This window comes from Candidatus Thioglobus sp. (assembly GCF_029243085.1).
Taxonomy (GTDB): domain Bacteria; phylum Pseudomonadota; class Gammaproteobacteria; order PS1; family Pseudothioglobaceae; genus Thioglobus_A.
The window spans coordinates 1-14,791 of record NZ_JAQWSS010000050.1; the positions used below are offsets into that span (position 1 = coordinate 1).

The 14,791-nt window shown below is 37.6% G+C and carries 19 protein-coding genes; 3 read left to right on the forward strand and 16 right to left on the reverse strand.

The genetic code is table 11. The features are described from left to right. Positions 1–1,151: Y-family DNA polymerase (locus P8M52_RS03015; protein WP_300307110.1), on the reverse strand; the 1,151-nt coding region annotated here is incomplete at its 3' end. Then, positions 1,144–1,731 (reverse strand): translesion error-prone DNA polymerase V autoproteolytic subunit, encoded by a 588-nt coding sequence (umuD, locus tag P8M52_RS03020; protein WP_300307113.1) that lies wholly within the window; start codon positions 1,729–1,731, stop codon positions 1,144–1,146. The genes umuD and P8M52_RS03015, both read right to left, overlap by 8 nt. Before the next feature lie 113 nt (positions 1,732–1,844). On the opposite strand from umuD, the gene P8M52_RS03025 reads away from it, so the two are divergent. Next, a complete protein-coding gene (locus tag P8M52_RS03025) occupies positions 1,845–2,102 on the forward strand; it encodes a hypothetical protein (RefSeq protein WP_300307116.1) in 258 nt (85 codons plus the stop codon). 165 nt (positions 2,103–2,267) lie between these two features. Here P8M52_RS03025 and P8M52_RS03030 read toward each other — a convergent pair whose 3' ends face one another. From P8M52_RS03030 to P8M52_RS03070, 9 genes are all read right to left on the reverse strand, one after another. Then, the gene (locus P8M52_RS03030) at positions 2,268–3,542 is read right to left on the reverse strand and encodes a DUF2130 domain-containing protein (RefSeq protein WP_300307119.1); all 1,275 of its coding nucleotides are present in this window, start codon (positions 3,540–3,542) and stop codon (positions 2,268–2,270) included. 135 nt (positions 3,543–3,677) lie between these two features. Continuing rightward, positions 3,678–4,268, reverse strand: a complete 591-nt coding sequence (locus P8M52_RS03035; protein WP_300307122.1) for a hypothetical protein — start codon at positions 4,266–4,268, stop codon at positions 3,678–3,680. A 13-nt stretch (positions 4,269–4,281) separates the two neighbouring features. Then, on the reverse strand, positions 4,282–4,746 hold the full coding sequence (locus P8M52_RS03040) for an ArsI/CadI family heavy metal resistance metalloenzyme (RefSeq protein ID WP_300307125.1): 465 nt from the start codon (positions 4,744–4,746) through the stop codon (positions 4,282–4,284). A gap of 109 nt (positions 4,747–4,855) precedes the next feature. Beyond that, complete coding sequence (locus tag P8M52_RS03045; RefSeq protein ID WP_300307128.1) at positions 4,856–5,158, reverse strand: cell division protein FtsL; 303 nt, start codon at positions 5,156–5,158, stop codon at positions 4,856–4,858. Continuing rightward, positions 5,155–5,718 carry a class GN sortase gene (locus tag P8M52_RS03050; RefSeq protein ID WP_300307131.1) on the reverse strand — a complete coding sequence of 188 codons (564 nt, stop codon included), beginning with the start codon at positions 5,716–5,718 and terminating at the stop codon, positions 5,155–5,157. Before P8M52_RS03050 ends, P8M52_RS03045 begins: the two co-directional genes overlap by 4 nt. After that, positions 5,718–7,754 (reverse strand): marine proteobacterial sortase target protein, encoded by a 2,037-nt coding sequence (locus P8M52_RS03055; RefSeq protein ID WP_300307134.1) that lies wholly within the window; start codon positions 7,752–7,754, stop codon positions 5,718–5,720. The genes P8M52_RS03050 and P8M52_RS03055 overlap by 1 nt, the downstream gene beginning before the upstream one ends. A 163-nt stretch (positions 7,755–7,917) precedes the next feature. Next, positions 7,918–8,385: a hypothetical protein gene (locus P8M52_RS03060; protein WP_300307137.1), complete on the reverse strand. Its 468-nt coding sequence runs from the start codon at positions 8,383–8,385 to the stop codon at positions 7,918–7,920. Between the two features lie 193 nt (positions 8,386–8,578). Continuing rightward, a complete protein-coding gene (locus P8M52_RS03065) occupies positions 8,579–9,019 on the reverse strand; it encodes a sortase (protein WP_300307140.1) in 441 nt (146 codons plus the stop codon). 118 nt (positions 9,020–9,137) lie between these two features. Beyond that, a complete protein-coding gene (locus tag P8M52_RS03070) occupies positions 9,138–9,767 on the reverse strand; it encodes a TIGR04211 family SH3 domain-containing protein (protein WP_300307145.1) in 630 nt (209 codons plus the stop codon). 164 nt (positions 9,768–9,931) lie between these two features. On the opposite strand from P8M52_RS03070, the gene P8M52_RS03075 reads away from it, so the two are divergent. Next, a complete protein-coding gene (locus tag P8M52_RS03075) occupies positions 9,932–10,636 on the forward strand; it encodes a response regulator (protein WP_300307149.1) in 705 nt (234 codons plus the stop codon). Next, a complete protein-coding gene (gene creC, locus P8M52_RS03080) occupies positions 10,633–12,087 on the forward strand; it encodes a two-component system sensor histidine kinase CreC (RefSeq protein ID WP_300307153.1) in 1,455 nt (484 codons plus the stop codon). Before P8M52_RS03075 ends, creC begins: the two co-directional genes overlap by 4 nt. A gap of 50 nt (positions 12,088–12,137) precedes the next feature. Here creC and P8M52_RS03085 read toward each other — a convergent pair whose 3' ends face one another. From P8M52_RS03085 to P8M52_RS03105, 5 genes are all read right to left on the reverse strand, one after another. Next, positions 12,138–12,548, reverse strand: coding sequence for an HIT family protein (locus P8M52_RS03085; protein ID WP_300307157.1), 411 nt, complete (start codon positions 12,546–12,548; stop codon positions 12,138–12,140). A gap of 143 nt (positions 12,549–12,691) precedes the next feature. Continuing rightward, positions 12,692–13,210: a hypothetical protein gene (locus tag P8M52_RS03090; RefSeq protein WP_300307160.1), complete on the reverse strand. Its 519-nt coding sequence runs from the start codon at positions 13,208–13,210 to the stop codon at positions 12,692–12,694. 16 nt (positions 13,211–13,226) lie between these two features. Then, positions 13,227–13,664: a hypothetical protein gene (locus tag P8M52_RS03095; RefSeq protein WP_300307163.1), complete on the reverse strand. Its 438-nt coding sequence runs from the start codon at positions 13,662–13,664 to the stop codon at positions 13,227–13,229. Positions 13,665–13,784: 120 nt separating this feature from the next. Continuing rightward, entirely contained in the window at positions 13,785–14,117 is a 333-nt protein-coding gene (locus tag P8M52_RS03100; protein ID WP_300307166.1) for a hypothetical protein, read from the reverse strand. Between the two features lie 78 nt (positions 14,118–14,195). Beyond that, a complete protein-coding gene (locus tag P8M52_RS03105; RefSeq protein ID WP_300307169.1) occupies positions 14,196–14,627 on the reverse strand; it encodes a hypothetical protein in 432 nt (143 codons plus the stop codon). Positions 14,628–14,791: the final 164 nt, after the last annotated feature.

Sequence of the window (14,791 nt, forward strand, 5' to 3'; positions counted from 1 at the left end):
AATAAATTTCCATACGGATGATCTATTAACTGCTTGTTTTTCTGACTAACAGCAAATAAGTCTTGCTGACTCTCATCTGGCGTTAAATTACCCAACATTACACCACCCTTATAAAAACCATAGCCTGGTTCATAAATTTGCTTAAGCAGCTTGGCACACAAGGGAATTAGTAAATTTTCATCACTAATAGGTGTACTCATACCCATGGTTTTGGATAAATTAATACACTCAACACCTTTTTTAAAAGGGTTGGTATAAATAAACACGCTCATTGAAGTTGCTGCTAAAGATTGCTGGTTAAGCTTATTAACAGCTTTTCTAGTTAAGCTGGTTAATGCTTGGTTAATTTCATCAAAATCACTTAAATCTAGCCCAAAAGAGCGTGAAGAGACGATTTGCTTTCTAGCAGGTGCAATTTCCTCTAACGCCAAACAAGAGTGCCCATACAGCTCACGGTAGATACGCTTTCCATTGACGCCTAATAAGGTTTCAATAATGCCAATATCAGCTTGATAAAAATCATACGCACTATGAATACCAACTTGCTTAAGCTTTTGCGCAGATTTACGCCCTATGCCCCATACATCGCCTACCTCAACAGAGTCTAGCAACTTTTTAAAACGATGATCAGGCAAAGCATCAATATCAAACACCCCGTTAAACCTTGGGTAAATTTTAGCAATCCGATTGGCCAACTTGGCCAAAACTTTAGTACTGCCCATACCCACGCAAACAGGAATACCTGTCCAGGATTTAACTTGGTTTTTAAGCGCTTGCATGTGTGTGTTTAGATTAACCATTAAGCCTGATAAATCTAAGAAACTTTCATCGATTGAGTACACTTCTTGCACGGGGGAATATTGGCTGATAACCTTCATCACTCGTGATGACATATCGCCATACAAAGGATAGTTTGAGGATTTAACCACCACTGATCTCTCAATAATCAAATCTTTCACTTGATAATACGGTACACCCATCTTGATTCCGAGTGATTTAGCCTCATTCGAGCGTGCAATCACACAGCCGTCGTTATTACTCAAAACCACAATAGGCTCGCGCTCTAATTTTGGATCAAACACGCGCTCACACGAGGCATAAAAATTATTGCAATCTACCAATGCAAATTTTTGCTGATTCAACTTAGGCATACTGATGAATAACCGATGTCACCACACCCCAAATAATCAGCTCATTGCCTTCACGAATTTCAATATCTTCAAACTCTGGATTTTCTGCTTTTAAAGTAATCTTGCCTTTATATTTATGCAGGCGCTTAACGGTAAACTCACCATCCACCACAGCAATAACAATCTTACTACTTTTAGCAGGCAGGGATTTATCCACCACCAAAATATCTCCAGGGTGGATACCTGCATTTAGCATTGATTCACCTTGTGCACGTACAAAAAAAGTAGCCTCTTGATGGTGAATCAAGTGCTTGTTTAAATCAAGCCGATCTTCTAGGTGATCATCCGCAGGAGAAGGAAAACCCGCCTGCACACGTGAAGAAAAAATAGGAATGGATAAACTCGGCGCATTAAAATCTGGCTCAAGCACTTCCACATCAGACTTGAGCTGAGATTTATAAACATCCAGAGTAGATTTAACTTGGCCTACCAGGCTAACTGGCACACGCATTACTTTAGTATCTTCTTTAAATTTACCCGAGTTCTTTTTACGCCCAGCGCCCGTTCTGGCGCCGCCATGAGTTTGTGTTGTTGTGTTCATTTGAATATTGTAACATTATTCAAATGAATAAAAAATCTATTTAAATATCATCTTAATAACAAGACTTATCTAGCAGATACTTTTAATTCACAATAAGGCTTAAAATATCAATCATGGATATATTTAATTTTGCCTACGCAATCATTGGTGTTTTAATTGGCATGGCAGTTGAGCCCGTAGGCAGGTTTGCCATTCAAGGACCTACTGGCGCACCTCAATGGACTTGGAACAAAATCAGTAGAGCGGTAGTTGCAGCAGTGATGTGGGGTTTTATTATATTCTCCGCTACGTTTGGATTTGAATACATCTTATACGCAGTGCTAGAGATAACTATTGGTGTTTTTATTTCTTACTATTTGGTGCGTAAGTAAAAATACCGCCATTAAACAATGCAATACATCCAATATTCACTCCAATCCTTTCTGCTATCAATAAAACCCTGATTCTACTTGCAATAAGGACAATACATCCTTTGCAATCATTAACCAGCCTATTCAAACAAATCTCTTTGTGGACTAAAGCCTTAAGCAATATGCCTATGCTTTTTCATTTCCCTGGTCAAATTTAGCCTTCATGGTAGGGTTTCCATGCGTTAACTTTTTAATGGTTAAGTCATCCGCTTTATTATTAGCCAAGCGCAGGTTGTTTTCTGACGATAATAGCGCATCTTTGGTTTTTTGGAGATGACTAATGGTTTTATCAATTTCATCAATCGCTGTTTTAAATTTACGACTGGCTAAATCATAGTTTTTGGCAAAACCTTTCTTAAACGTATCCATTTTTTCTTCAAAATTAGTAATGTCTACATTTTGATTTCTCATCAAATTTAACTCTGCTTTATATTCCATAGAATTCATCGCAGCGTTTCTAAGCAGTGTGATAATAGGTATAAAGAATTGAGGGCGAACTACATACATCTTATTAAACTTGTGTGACACATCAACGATACCCGTATTGTAAAGCTCATTATCTGATTCTAAAAGAGACACCAATACCGCATATTCACAACCCTTTTCCTGACGATCTTTATCTAATTTAGCAAAAAAATCCTCATTTCTCTTTTTGGTTGCAGTCTCATCATTCTCATTTTTCATTTCAAACATAATTGAAATGATTTCATTGCCCGCCTCATCAGTTTCTTTATAGATATAGTCACCCTTGGTGCCACCTTTTGAATCGTTATCTTTTTCAAAATAAGCATGCTGAAACGCAGTTGCTCGAAGTTTATTAAATTCGATTTCACAATGTTGTTCTAATGTTTCACCCACCATTTTTGTTGAAAGCTTTTGCTTAAAGTCTTTCAGACGATTAATTTCATCGTCTTTCATTTTTATAGTTTCATTTTTAACAACTAACTGATTCGTATATTTATCCTTAATTGAAATCTCAAGCGATTCTTTTTCTGCCTCTTTTATTTTTAAATCATTAGTTAGGTTATCACGCTCTTTTTCTATTGCTTTAACAGCTTCTGAAACTTCAAGTTTTTTCTCTATCTCTGCATTCTGAACTTTAGATTTAATTTCAGAGATTTCCACCTCTTTTTGCGCTAATTGCTTAGCTAGCTCAGCATCACTTTTAGATTTTAACTCAGTGAGTTGCTGGTCTTTTTGCGCCAACTGTTCTTGTAATGAATTTTTAATATTAGCCTTTGCAAGTTCAACTGCAGCATTCTTTTCATTCTCTGCAAGAGCTAGTCGACTTGACAGCTCTTCTTCAAACTGATGGTCACGAACTTGTTTAAGAATATCAGCAAAGCCAGCTTCATCTACTTTAAAGGCCTTTTCGCAATTTGGACAAATAATTTCATTCATTTTTTATTCTTTTCCTTCTATCTTTTGATACTGTATAGATTTTCACAATAACTTTGATTGGATTAAAAGTTATGATTATCCTAAGCAGTGGTTGAAGCTACATGTAGTTTGAATGTAGAATTGATGAACTGCTAATTACTGTAGCCAATATTTACCCGAAGAATAGATTTTGCCACTTGGGTGTTCAGTATGGCCAAATGGATGCAAAGGCAAGTGAACGAATCGTTGTAACAATTCATCGTCCTCATACCAAGAAAAGTCGTTATTTTCTAGGGCAGCTTTCGCTTGATCTTCTGAGAAGAAATTCATCTTATCAAAAATTCGGCTGTCATCCATAAAGAAAATAACCTCAAAACGATTGTTGTTTGGGATGATAACAGCCCAGTTATGCTCGCCCATACCGATTACTTTACACCAATAACTCTCAGCGGTGATTGGCGAGCTTGCAAAAGGTGGCCTTGGTGGCGTAATGTCATCCGCCATGGCGATTTTTTCACGCATGTCGAGGTCTTTATAATCATCCTGAATAAGATGATCTATTGCTGCAGCTGAAGACTCAAACTGAAGAGTTTCATAAACGCCAAATACATTGTCTATCAAGCTAACACTACAAGGGTTATCAGTATTGTCAGCATGCTCAATATATGCCCAAGCGATATTCGCATTGGGAGATTGGGCTTTTTTGTAGAAGAATTGTTTTTGTTCTAAATTTAATTGATCAGTCATATTTGTAGGGCTGTTAACAACAGCCGGTGTCTGGTTTGCAAGAATCTTGCTTAGGTTTCATCTCTGGTACACAACAAGCGCTTTCAGAACTCTCTTGGCTCTCTTCATGGAAAAAATTCGCCTCATCCATGGTGTGGTAAGTTTCCCAAGCGATGCCGCTTGGATCTTGTATCCAGCTTTTGTCAGATTTTGAGTAGCAACAAACCGCTTGCCCATCATCAAATGTGTCTATGTCAGCTGTGTTGATTCTGTCTCTTAAAGCTTGCATTTCATCTTCATTCTCGGCTTGGATACCTATGTGGTCGATACCCACAGCAGCACCTCTTGCAGAAATAGCAAAATTGACCGATGGATCATCAAGCATCCATTTGGCATAATCAGTTTTTAATTTAGTTGGCTGTGAACCAAACAAAGATGAATAAAATTTAATGGATTCTTCAAGGTTTTCAACCGAGATATGGACGTGCATTTTTGACATAATTTTCCTCGTATTATTAACCAGCAAGCAAACTAAGAAATATTTTAATTAAATCCAGCCTGCTGGGGTTTTATTTCCCTGGTAAAAATTAAACAAATAATTGGATAAATTACTCAGGCAATTCAATATATTGCACCTCACTTTTCCATGGGCGATCTTTATCTATCTTTGGAGGTCTCATGTGCAATACATTAATTGCTTTTTCTCTAACCTCTTCACCACTGATAGAACTAGACATATTGAGCAATAATTGCTTATTATGTGCCAATAGATCGTTATATTCTTTTAGTACTTTGCCGTTTTTTATATACAGTTCTCTTAATTCATGATGCCAACTAATGGTTTGCAAGCTCAGCATAACAATGCTGAACAATAACAAGATGTTTACTTTTGTTTGGGTGATTTTTATCATGAATTTTTAACCAAATTGGCAGTTACTACATATCTCAATGGCCCGCCTGCAATTGCGGCATTAAACGGATAACAGGTGACTAACTTAAGCTCTGATGTTCCGTTGTTAATATCAATATCAATTTTATCAGAATCAATAATTTTGATATCGCTTACTTGATAATGATAATTATCTTGAGAATAGATTGAATCTACTTCAAGACGATCGCCTAAAGCGATATTTTCTAAAAAATTAAAGTGGGTGTCTCGATGGGCAGAAATGAGTGTAGTACCCCTATTGCCTGGATGGTTTGATTGAATATTGCGTCCAGGCCCAAACGCTAAGACATTGCCCGTATCTCCCTCAAGTACGATTAAATCTTGATTATGCTTGGCTGATTTAAGCCGCATCACGGGATGAGAGTCCATCCAATTCCAAGGTTTGACTTGAAAGCTAGTTTTATTAGCAACATTCCAGGCTGATTGGATCATGTATTGGGCTACCTCTGCTTTAATGGGTATGTAGGCACCATAGGCAAAGGCACTCAACCCAATAATTGCTAGTAATGCTGATCTATTCATCATGCCGCCTTGCGACGAGTCACAACTGATAATAGAATAATAAACAAACCTAGTATCATCCATAATTGTGAATTGGTGGCTGTTTTGGCGGCCTTTACTTTGTTGGCCACGGTTTTCGTGACATTGGTTTGACTACCTGGTTTGGTTGGGGTGATATCAACGGCAACAAGCGAGGTAAACTTAGATACTAAATGATGATCTAGGGCTAGATTGGTTATATCTGCTTGAATTTTATCTCGATCAATACGGCGATATTGCGTGTGGTATTCATGCATCATTTGCTCAATTTTACGTCTAGCCCATGCTACATCAATACCTGTTGTGTTATTGCTGGCTGTTATTGGCACCTCCTTAGTAAATACGCCATTAGCTGTATTGCCACTAATACTAAGTTTATTAGGAATGGCGTTGAGTTTAAAGACGGCGGTAATCACCTCGCCTTTATATAGGTCGGAAACTGCACCTAGCGCTTGCTCGGCATGGATGTTCATTGGGAAATTAATGTGAATGTTGGTCATTGCTGGAGATTCTAACTTGGCAAACAGCGCTAGCATTTTGTCTTTGACCTCGACAATATCGCCAATGAAAGTATAGGCACCTTTGCCGTATTCAGCTAGGGTTGTCATCAAGTGTGCATTCGGTGCAGAACCAATGCCAATGGTGAACAATCTGTCGTTGTCGATATGTTGATGCACTGTGCGAAATATCTCAGCTTCATTACCTACTTGTCCATCGGTTAGAAAAACGATTTGACGTAAGTAGTCATCTGCGTGAGAATCTCTCGAATTTAAAGCAAATTTGATCGCCTCAAGGGGTTCAGTGCCGCCACTAGCATCTAAGTTATTGGCAAAACGAATACCGTGTTTTTTATTCATCTTAATAGCTGGCATGGCGCTATCAAACAAGGGATCAAAGCCTGAGTCAAAATCAATAATATTGAATCTGTCAGTTGGCTTAAGTCTATGAATGGCTTGCACCAAGGCTTTAGATGCTTGAGCCATAGAAGCACCCATCATTGAACCGGAAGAGTCAATAACAAAGATCAGCTCTCTTGGCGTGTTAAATTGTTTAAAGGCTTTGTCTGCTGGCGGGGTTGCCATGAGCATGAGGTAATGGTCATCACCCTGTTGCTGGGTAAATAGAGCCAGCTCAGGGGTTAATGCATTATCAGCTTGCCAAACAAGTTCAAAATCACGATTTGCTTGGTTATTCCCCTTGGTGTTATCTAGAGTGATGTGCTTTGTTAAGGGGTCGATATCAACCACGCTAATGTCATGATAGCTGGCATTAACACTAGCCGTATTAAAACCTGCTTTTAGATTAATTGCGATGCTGATTGGTCTATCAACATTTGGGCTAATAGGTGGGCTGATTTTGACTGCATCTTTAACTCGATGAGTGTTTGAACGCATGCTGATATTGTCTTTGGGTGTGGCAATAGGCTGGCCAGGAATATATCTTTGCCCAATGGTCATTGGAAATCTAATCGAGAATTTGTCTTGATCAATCTTAACGGCTTGTTGATACTCAATAGCAATTTTGATGGTTTCTCCTGGGCCGATATTAGCCACGTTAGTGGTAAAGATATTTGGGCGCTGTTGTTCAATAAGTGACGCTTTTTTGCCTGCTTGTTTGGCTTGATTGTAAATTTTCTTGGCTTCTTTGCGTTCTTTTATTTGCCCTTGTATGGTGCGATTACCCACATACATGGTTAAGTGATCAACAGCTGAATCTACTGGTAGAGGAAATACATAAACACCTTCTACCCAATCGTTAGATGGATTGGTAAAGCTTTGCTCTAGTTTAACCCTAGTGATCGTACCAGTAATATCCATTTGCACTTTGGTATCTAGAGCCATTTGGGTCAATGCAGAGTTATCAGCCAATGTATAGATAATTGAACCGGATTTAACAGTATTAATAGGATTGGTTGTTGATGAAGAAGCCACTGCTTGAGTTGGCTTTTGTGCAAATGAGATATCAGCACGGATAAAATGAGAATAAGACAGACTAATCAGTGCAATCAGTGTGGCCATAATTCCCAGGGGTTTGAAATACGCCATAACAACTTTCCGTTTAATTAAAAGTCATCATTATCTAAAGCGAAGATGAAGTTGAACTGTGGTTTGTGTGTTTTGTTAATGAAGATATAAAAAAGACCGCATCAGCGGCCTTTTGTTTATTAATAATGAATAAAAACTATTGTTTCCATTCAGTACATTTAATGTCTTCTTCTACGTTACCGAATCGATCAGATTGGCGCTTAGTTGTACAATGTCTTTCTTTTGGTTCAATGTAGACTTTTTTAATTACATCTCTGTCAATGTATACGATTTTTTCTACGATTCTATCAACAGGAACTTCTTTAATCACTTCTACGATTTTCTCAACCGGTACTTCGACAGTTTTAATGATTGTTTCAGGCTTTTCACAAATTCTGTCTTTTAATTCTTCAACTTGTCCAACAGTCCATTTTTGTGTATCTCTAGGTAGTTCAGAAATATAATTAATACTGTCGATTAGAATACGGAAGCCATCATCCACCGCAGCGCCAACCGTTGAGCCTAAATGCTCAAGGTTTTTAAATCCTTCTGGGTTTTCTGTATTTGCTATAGCTGTTGTACTTAAAGTTGCTGCCATTGATGCGGCTAATAAATATTTTTTCATGATTTACTCCGGTTAAATTTGTTGGGTTATTATAAAGACCAAAACGCTCTATTTAGATTAAGATTGTTTAGATATATTAGCTTTATGTAATGATTGTGCTTTGGCGCTTTGATACCAAGCTTGCGCTTGTCTTAATTGCTGTTCACTGATATCCATATCCATTATTCTGAATAGTTTTACTGTACTGTTTGATTTAGTTTTGATAGGTTTCATATTTTCTCGCCGTAACCACGTAATTTAACGTATTGTCTTTAGTAAAGCCATCAAATGGCCAAGGTGTCACAAGTTTTAGCTCATCAATATCAGTTACTTCAATGGAGTCTTTAGCTATATCAATAATACTAACGTCAAGCACGCAATATTGATACTCCATGCCCATTTGATCGCTCAAAATAATCTGATCATTCAGATTGATGTTTTGTAGAAAAACAAAATGATGGTTAGCATGAATGACTACCGTGCCACAATCACCTGGAAGATAGCTGTCAGGCGACCTTCCAGGGCCAAAAATCAGTGTATCTTCAGCATTCCCTTCTAACACAACAAACTCTTGGTTATGTGCAGGTGCGCTTAGTTGAAATACAGGGAATACATTTGATTGTGACCAATGTTTTTGTTTGACATTTTTTCTCATTAGTTTTCCTTAAATAAAAAACTACTACTAAAAACAAAGAGGAGGATTTTTAGCAGTAGTGGTTACCTCAACTATTAACAAGGGAGAGAGTAATAGTTGGTTGAGGTTCGTTAAAATTCTATAGTGTGTACATCTTATTATCTCGATTGCCACTTGCCCTACCCACGCCTATGCCAATAGCTAACCCTAAAAACAAGGTAATGGCACTGATTATGGTTAAAAAGTCAGTGGTGTGTAATGAGCTGTTGGTGGCTTTTAGCATTGACACCTGATCCGTTAGATCGGTATTAACCTGATCTAATTTAAACAATTTATTTTGCAACTTGTTAAGCTCTAGTGACTGTGTATTGTTATTTTGTATTTCAACATTAAGTCTTGAGATTTCCACTTCATGAGTCTTAATTTGTTGCTTTAATTCTGTGGCCGCTTGATGCTGACTTTTATTAACTTTTTCAGCGCTATTTAGCTCTGATTGCAACTTCTTAGCCAATGTGTTAACTGGTTTTTTGTCAGTCAAATATCTGGAAATAATCCAACCTTGTTTGTTATCATGCTTAATATGACTCCAACCATTAGCTTGCTTTTCAATCAAGGTGACTGGGGTGTTAATATGAAGATGATCAATAATATTGTTTTTAGCAATTACATCATCAGCGCGCATTGGTATTTTGACTTGATCGCCTACATAAACAGTAGTTTGAGCTACAACACCAGTTGATAACAACATAACTAGGAGAAAGTTTCGCATATCTAAGATCCAATTAACTAAAAACAATGGGCACAGTGTAGAGCTTAAAAATGAATCTATGATGTTTTAAAAATGTAGAGTTTATGAATTTTGAATGAAGTTGCTTTTAAACTACTTATTTATAATTTACAATACACCCCATCTGAACAACACAGCACCCCATCATGCCTAATATTCTCCTAGTTGAAGACTATGAAATCACTGCTGAAGGTATTATTTTCGCATTAGAAAATGATTATGAATCATTTAATGTACACTGGAGTGCGAATGGCAATGATGCACTTGAGCATTTTAATAACAATGATATAGATTTAATCTTATTAGATATTGGTCTGCCTGATATAAATGGCTTTGATGTATTGCGCAAAATCAGAAAAATCTCAGAGGTTCCCGTTATTATTATTACTGCTAGAGACGCAGAGTCTGACATTGTTTTAGGCCTTGAAGGTTTAGGTGCAGATGATTACGTAACCAAACCACTGAGCCCTAGGGTTCTAGTTGCAAGAGTCAAAGTGCAATTAAGACGGGCTGCCATTCAACTTGGCACCTCAATTACCAACACCCTAGAAACTCCTACAACAAAAAAAGTATTTGAAATCAATAAAGATTTACATCAAATTCTTCTACAAGGGCAGGTTGTAGGGTTAACCCGGGCAGAATGCAAAATATTAATGCATATGGTAGAACACCCAAATCGAGTTCATTCAAAGGAGCATCTACTCAACATTATGCATGATCGGCCAACAGGTGCTCTTGAAAATACTATTGTGACACATATCAAGCATATTCGTACAGCGCTCAATAAAATTGATTCTGACAATGAATATATTGAAACCAATCGTGGCCTTGGATACTCTCTAATATTATGAAACTAACCATTGGCGTTAAGCTGTTTATTGCCTACTTCGTTATTACCAGTAGCATTGTTTGGATTGTCACTGACAAGGTGTTGCTACGTGTTACCAAGGGGATTGACGAAGCAGCTGAAGATGTCATGATTGATACCTCTAATTTATTGGCTCAGATCATTGGTGGTGATATCAAAAACAATACGCTTGATGTTGATCATGCAGGCAATTTAATTAGCACATATTTAGATCGAGAATTAAATGCTGATATTTATTCAGTGACTAAGAAAAATCCAAATCTGCAAGTTTATATAACCAATCAAGATGGAATTGTTATTTATGATTCAACTGGCATTCGAAAAGGTAAGGATTACTCCCAGTGGAATGATGTGCATGACACTCTTCAGGGTAAATATGGCCGACGTTCAAGTGCATTTAACCCCGATATAGCAAACCCTAGCTCAGATCAAAAGGCTATGTATGTCGCTGCACCCATTTATCATCAAAATGAAATATTTGGTGTTTTAACGGTTGTTAAGCCAACTGCTGACTTAAAACCCTACATTATCGAACAAAAAAAACACATTGAAGAATACGCCATTTATTTATTTTTAATTTCCTTATTGTTTGGTGCTGGCGCAAGCTATGCTGTGTCTCGTGGCACTAGAAAACTCGTTAAATATACCACTGCCCTCTCTAAAGGAGAGAATGTAATTGCTCCTAAAATTCGCCAAATAGAGTTTTCAGAACTATCTCAAGCAATTGAAAAACTCCGTGTTGACCTAGAAGGTAGAGAATATGTAGAAGAGTACATTAACACCATGGCGCATGAGCTCAGAACTCCAATTACCGGCATTAAGGCCACTGCCGAAAACTTATTTATGCCGATGAGCAGCTCCCAGCGTGAACGCTTTGTTAACAATATTCTCAAAGCGAATACAAAAATGGAATTATTAGTCAATCGATTGCTTAATTTGTCACGAATTGAGCGTAGAGATCAGCTAGAAAATGTAGAGAAAATCAATGTCAAGGAGCTGATTAAAGATGTACTTCAGTCGCCTACCCGAAAAAGCAATATTGCTAGAAGAGGCATCAACATTGAATACAGTGTTGAGCGTGAATTTACCATTAAGGCAGAAAAACTATTGGCTGAACAAGCCTTGTCAAATATTGTTGACAACGCAATTGATTTCACTCCAGTAAACTCAACGATTAGTATTAAAGTCAGTGAATCAAATACACATGTTAATATCCAAGTGCAAGATCAAGGAGTAGGCGTCCCAGAACATGCTAGAAGACAAATATTTAGACGGTTCTTCTCATCTGCAAGACCTGACACAGGCAAGCAAGGAAATGGACTAGGACTCAGATTTGTAAAAAAAATCATGAGTCTTCATAACGGTAAGGTTAGCTTAAGAAATCGCTTTATGGAAGATGGTGCTGTCGCTACCTTGAAATTCCCTATTAGATAAAAAACCCGCTAAATGCGGGCTTTATTTACTGACTAGCAGTTAATAGCAAACTATTTGCCTTCTTTAGCTTTGTCTCTGTCATCCCAATAGTTAGCTTTATTTTTCAATATCCAGCGAACACCGCCTTTTGGATCTTCAACATCGCCCTTATATCTTGGAATTAAATGCACATGCAAGTGCTTAATACTTTGCCCGGCCATTTCACCATTGTTAACGCCAATATTATAAGCATCGGGCTTAAATTCTTCATCAAGAATTAGCTTTGCCTTTTGCACAGCAACGCCAATTGCCAACAATTCTGCCTCTGTTGCTTCGAAATAGGTTGCAAAATGGCGCTTAGGGATAACTAGAGTGTGTCCAGGAGAAGCTGGAAAATTATCAATAAAAGTAATTGTTAGATCGCATTCGCCAATAACTCTTTCTTGGTTTCTTAATTCACAAAATAAACACTCTGTACTCATGTTACTGCCCTGTATTAAAGATAGATAATTTGGACGGATATTTTACCTCAATCAACTGTCTCTCATTTGCAGGCTTTTTAGAGTTGTTTCTTTCAGGCACAAAAAAGCCGGCGTATAGCCGGCTCTTAAAAAACTACTAAAAGTTACTCGGTCGCTGCTGCTGGAGTTTCACTTGTTTCGGCTGTGGTAGGAATAGCTTGGTTATAGCCATAGTTCCATGGCGCGCTGTTCATGTTCATAGGGCCAAACGAATTTGAACCTGTATCCATTTTAAATGGCGAAGTGCTAGTGCCAAAATTAAATGGCTGACCATTAGCGCCCTTATTAAATGGACTCATGTTTGAATCCATTTTCATTGGACCAAAATTGTTTCCACCATTCCAAGGCGCATTATTAAAGTTACTACCATTCATTGGCATGTTTTGACCCCAGTTACTGTTATTCATTGGCATGTTTTGACCCCAGTTACCTTTATTCATTGGCATATTCTGACCCCAAGAATTATTGCTCCATGGGCCATTATTCATATTGCCAAAATTGCCGCCATTGCTCCAAGGAGTGCTGCTACCAAAGTTCATTGGGTCATTACTATTCCAGTTATTGCTAAATGCAGAAGCGCTTAATGCCACTGTCATTAATGTTGTTACGATGATTTTTTTCATATTTTTCCCCTTGTTGTTATTTGGTTTGTGTTGTTGGTGTATTTGTATAGTTCCATGGGCCGTTGTTCATAGGTCCAAATGAATTGTTGCGGAAGTTAAAAGGTTGTGAGTTACCCCAAGGGCCTTGGTTCCAATTACGATTCTGCCATGGGTTGTTATTATTACTCCATGGACCACGATTGTTGAAATTTTTGTTATTCCAAGGTCCACGATTATTGAAAGTTTTATTATCCCAAGGTGTATTGTTGCCAATATCAAACTCATCCATCATATCATCCATTTCCTCACCAAACCAGTCCGGTGTCATCATTGAATACGGGTTATGGGCAATAATGCCATTATTAACATTATTGTTAGCATTATTCCAACCGTTATTACCCCATGGGCCATTGCCAAAACCTGCTGATGCGTTTAACGCCACTACCATTAGTGACGCTGTGATGATTTTCTTCATACCCTTTCCTCTCCCTTTTTTTATTTAATAATAGATTCAATTATAAACCACTTATTCATTTCTAATAGACGAAAAAAAACCAGCAAATAATGCTGGCTTTTCTTACAAACTAACTAAAACTTACTTAGTTGGTGCAACTGGTGCTGTAGGCGCCTGAGTGTTGTTCCAAGGGTTGTTAAAGTTGTTGTATGGGTTGTAACCGTTAAAGTTGTTGTTGTTCCAACCATTCTTATCGTTGTTGAATTCATCATCAAACTCATCTACCATGTTTGACATTTCTTCCATGTACCAACGTGGATCCCAGTAGTCGTATGGGTTGTAACCAAACATACCGTTATCTTCTTGGTAACCATTGTTGTTGTAGCTGTTGTTCCATGGCATGTCGTTGCTGTTAAAAAACGCGTTTGCGCTTAAAGAAGCCGCAACTAATGCGATTGCTAAAAGTTTTTTCATTGTTTTATCTCCATATCTAAAATTATTTAAGAAACTATATTATAACATGATAATATAATTTTGCAAGTGAATTATGAATTAAAATCCATAGCCATACGGACTTTTAGGCTCTTTAAAGTAATAATTGGCTGGATAAGGATTCGGTAAATCAGCCGGTTGTGACATACCCCTATCATTTGGATTAGCAAAAGACATGGCAGCAGGTGTCATGTAAGTGGGTGCTGGCATTTGTTTTGATTCGGCTTGATAAGCTTGATCAGGTGTTGGCATTTGCGCCATATTGAATTGGGACGCCCCCACATTAAATGGACGATTGTCATAAGGGTAGCCATAATTATTAGTACGTTTATTACTAAACATATTGTTATCTTTAACTTTTTCCATCCAAAACATGGGTGTCCAAATTGGCCAATCATTGTTTTGGTAATCAGACCCGTAGCTATTAAAATCTAAAAAAGCTTGTGCATTTAAGCTGCTTACAAGTAGTCCGGTTAACAATGTTTTTTTCATATGAATCCTTATGCGTAGTTTTGAACGTATTATAAAGCTGAATTTATGATGCATGGTCACTTATGGGCTTTAGGTATAATACCAGCCATGAATACAAAACAGATATTACAATCTCTCTTAGAGCAGCGAATTTTAGTACTTGATGGTGCCATGGGCACCATGAT

Bases quoted from the DNA above. Each gene is read 5' to 3' on its own strand.
- P8M52_RS03075 (WP_300307149.1), top strand. From the start codon at position 9,932: ATGCCTAATATTCTCCTAGTTGAAGACTATGAAATCACTGCTGAAGGT.
- P8M52_RS03025 (WP_300307116.1), top strand. From the start codon at position 1,845: ATGGATATATTTAATTTTGCCTACGCAATCATTGGTGTTTTAATTGGC.
- P8M52_RS03055 (WP_300307134.1), bottom strand. From the start codon at position 7,754: ATGGCCACACTGATTGCACTGATTAGTCTGTCTTATTCTCATTTTATC.
- P8M52_RS03050 (WP_300307131.1), bottom strand. From the start codon at position 5,718: ATGAATAGATCAGCATTACTAGCAATTATTGGGTTGAGTGCCTTTGCC.
- P8M52_RS03100 (WP_300307166.1), bottom strand. From the start codon at position 14,117: ATGAAAAAACTTTTAGCAATCGCATTAGTTGCGGCTTCTTTAAGCGCA.
- P8M52_RS03060 (WP_300307137.1), bottom strand. From the start codon at position 8,385: ATGAAAAAATATTTATTAGCCGCATCAATGGCAGCAACTTTAAGTACA.
- P8M52_RS03040 (WP_300307125.1), bottom strand. From the start codon at position 4,746: ATGTCAAAAATGCACGTCCATATCTCGGTTGAAAACCTTGAAGAATCC.
- P8M52_RS03105 (WP_300307169.1), bottom strand. From the start codon at position 14,627: ATGAAAAAAACATTGTTAACCGGACTACTTGTAAGCAGCTTAAATGCA.
- creC (WP_300307153.1), top strand. From the start codon at position 10,633: ATGAAACTAACCATTGGCGTTAAGCTGTTTATTGCCTACTTCGTTATT.
- P8M52_RS03090 (WP_300307160.1), bottom strand. From the start codon at position 13,210: ATGAAAAAAATCATCGTAACAACATTAATGACAGTGGCATTAAGCGCT.
- P8M52_RS03095 (WP_300307163.1), bottom strand. From the start codon at position 13,664: ATGAAGAAAATCATCACAGCGTCACTAATGGTAGTGGCGTTAAACGCA.
- P8M52_RS03070 (WP_300307145.1), bottom strand. From the start codon at position 9,767: ATGCGAAACTTTCTCCTAGTTATGTTGTTATCAACTGGTGTTGTAGCT.
- P8M52_RS03035 (WP_300307122.1), bottom strand. From the start codon at position 4,268: ATGACTGATCAATTAAATTTAGAACAAAAACAATTCTTCTACAAAAAA.
- P8M52_RS03030 (WP_300307119.1), bottom strand. From the start codon at position 3,542: ATGAATGAAATTATTTGTCCAAATTGCGAAAAGGCCTTTAAAGTAGAT.
- P8M52_RS03045 (WP_300307128.1), bottom strand. From the start codon at position 5,158: ATGATAAAAATCACCCAAACAAAAGTAAACATCTTGTTATTGTTCAGC.
- P8M52_RS03065 (WP_300307140.1), bottom strand. From the start codon at position 9,019: ATGAGAAAAAATGTCAAACAAAAACATTGGTCACAATCAAATGTATTC.
- umuD (WP_300307113.1), bottom strand. From the start codon at position 1,731: ATGAACACAACAACACAAACTCATGGCGGCGCCAGAACGGGCGCTGGG.
- P8M52_RS03085 (WP_300307157.1), bottom strand. From the start codon at position 12,548: ATGAGTACAGAGTGTTTATTTTGTGAATTAAGAAACCAAGAAAGAGTT.